The organism is Parabacteroides sp. PF5-9 (assembly GCF_029893105.1).
Classification (GTDB): domain Bacteria; phylum Bacteroidota; class Bacteroidia; order Bacteroidales; family Tannerellaceae; genus JARXWG01.
Map to the genome: position 1 here is coordinate 1 of NZ_JARXWG010000041.1, position 2500 is coordinate 2500.

2 tRNA genes and 2 rRNA genes (1 of these 4 cut by a window edge) are annotated in these 2500 nt (G+C 46.9%); all 4 read left to right on the forward strand.

The features are described from left to right. Window positions 1-397 (forward strand): 16S ribosomal RNA (locus M2135_RS15475); the annotation flags it as partial. A gap of 216 nt (window positions 398-613) precedes the next feature. Next, a tRNA-Ile gene (locus M2135_RS15480) sits at window positions 614-687 on the forward strand. A gap of 106 nt (window positions 688-793) precedes the next feature. After that, window positions 794-867 (forward strand) — tRNA-Ala (locus M2135_RS15485). Window positions 868-1140: 273 nt separating this feature from the next. Then, window positions 1141-2500 (forward strand): 23S ribosomal RNA (locus tag M2135_RS15490); it runs 1520 nt beyond the window's last position.

Below are 2500 nucleotides of genomic sequence, written 5' to 3' on the forward strand. Positions count from 1 at the left end.
TGCTGGGGACTCTAACAAGACTGCCAGCGTAAGCTGTGAGGAAGGTGGGGATGACGTCAAATCAGCACGGCCCTTACATCCGGGGCGACACACGTGTTACAATGGGGAGGACAGAGGGCAGCCACCTGGCGACAGGGAGCCAATCCCATAAACCTTCTCTCAGTTCGGATCGGAGTCTGCAACTCGACTCCGTGAAGCTGGATTCGCTAGTAATCGCGCATCAGCCATGGCGCGGTGAATACGTTCCCGGGCCTTGTACACACCGCCCGTCAAGCCATGGGAGTTGGGGGTACCTAAAGTCCGTAACCGCAAGGATCGGCCTAGGGTAAAACCGATGACTGGGGCTAAGTCGTAACAAGGTAGCCGTACCGGAAGGTGCGGCTGGAACACCTCCTTTCTGGAGACCAGAGATCCGATTATTAATGATGAGTTATGAATTATGAATTATGACACCATAATTCATTCATAATTAACCATTCATAATTAACCATTAAAAACGAACGGTTGTTTTTCGGTCTTTGTACTGCTGTTGAGATGTAATCATATATAGATCATAAGAGAAAGATGATGCTGGACTAAAGAGGTCCAGGCAGACGAAAACTCGAAGGTTGACAGTCCTATAGCTCAGTTGGTTAGAGCGCTACACTGATAATGTAGAGGTCGGCAGTTCAACTCTGCCTGGGACTACCCGAATCGCGGTAGCGATTTGAATTATGAATTATGAATTATAAATTGTAACATAGACATAGTCTTCAATTCATAATTAACCATTCATAATTAACCATTAAAATTTGGGGGATTAGCTCAGCTGGCTAGAGCACCTGCCTTGCACGCAGGGGGTCATCGGTTCGAATCCGATATTCTCCACGAATTAATTATGAATTTCTAAATGTATGAATTATGATGTAAGAATTTATTCTTCTCATAATTAACAATTCAAAATTCATAATTTGAGCCGCCGAATGGCGTCTCAAAAGATCTTTGACATGTTGGACCAAATCAATAATTAAAGTAGAGCAAACTTACAAAAGTATATCAATCCGGCGGCAGCCTTAATTGCTGGGTGTTGAGTCGTGTTTATGAGCAATCATAATTCACAATTCATACTTCACAATTAAATAGGTTGTTCCGCTATAGGTGAGGAAAGTAAGAAAGGGCAGACGGTGGATGCCTTGGCTCTCGGAGGCGATGAAGGACGTGATAAGCTGCGAAAAGCCGGGGGGAGGTGCAAATAACCTTTGATCCTCGGATATCCGAATGGGGCAACCCGGCAGGTTGAAGGCCTGTCATCCCGTTAAGGGAGGCGAACGTGGGGAACTGAAACATCTAAGTACCCATAGGAGAAGAAAACAAAAGTGATTCCGCAAGTAGTGGCGAGCGAACGCGGATTAGCCCAAACCAATATTGTTTAGGCAATATTGGGGTTGTAGGACCACGTTGTGGCAAGAGATCAGTTAAGTGGAGCGTTTTGGAAAGAACGACCCTAGAGGGTGATAGTCCCGTACACGACTGACTGACGAAGCCTAGTGGTATCCTGAGTAGCGCGGGACACGTGAAATCCTGTGTGAATTAGCGGGGCCCATCCCGTAAGGCTAAATACTCCCGAGAGACCGATAGTGAACCAGTACTGTGAAGGAAAGGTGAAAAGAACCTCGAACAGAGGAGTGAAATAGACCCTGAAACCGTCTGCCTACAAGCGGTCGGAGCATATTTATATGTGACGGCGTGCCTTTTGCATAATGAACCTACGAGTTACGGTCACCAGCAAGGTTAAGGACTTCAGGTCCGGAGCCGAAGCGAAAGCGAGTCTGAATAGGGCGCATTAGTTAGTGGCTGTAGACGCGAAACCAAGTGATCTACCCATGTGCAGGTTGAAGGTTAGGTAACACTAACTGGAGGACCGAACCGGTAAGCGTTGAAAAGCTTTCGGATGACGTGTGGGTAGGGGTGAAAGGCTAATCAAACTTGGAGATAGCTCGTACTCCCCGAAATGCATTTAGGTGCAGCCTCTGTTTAGTTTTGTATCAGGTAGAGCGACTGATTGGATGCGAGGGCTTCGCCGCCTATCAAGTCCAGATAAACTCCGAATGGGTACAAAATATTGACAGGGAGTGAGGGCATGGGTGCTAAGGTCCATGTCCGAGAGGAGAAGAATCCAGACCACCTGCTAAGGTCCCCAAATAACAATTAAGTTGAACTAACGAAGTATGGTCGCTAAGACAGCTAGGATGTTGGCTTGGAAGCAGCCATTCATTTAAAGAGTGCGTAACAGCTCACTAGTCGAGTGACCGTGCGTGGATAATACTCGGGCATAAATTGTTTACCGAAGCAGTGGACGTATTAATACGTGGTAGGGGAGCATTCCGGCGGTGTTGAAGGTAAGGGATAACCCTTGCTGGAACTTCCGGAAAAGCAAATGTAGGTATAAGTAACGATAAAGGGGGTGAGAAACCCCCTCGCCGAAAGACTAAGGTTTCCTGATCAACGCTAATCGGATCAG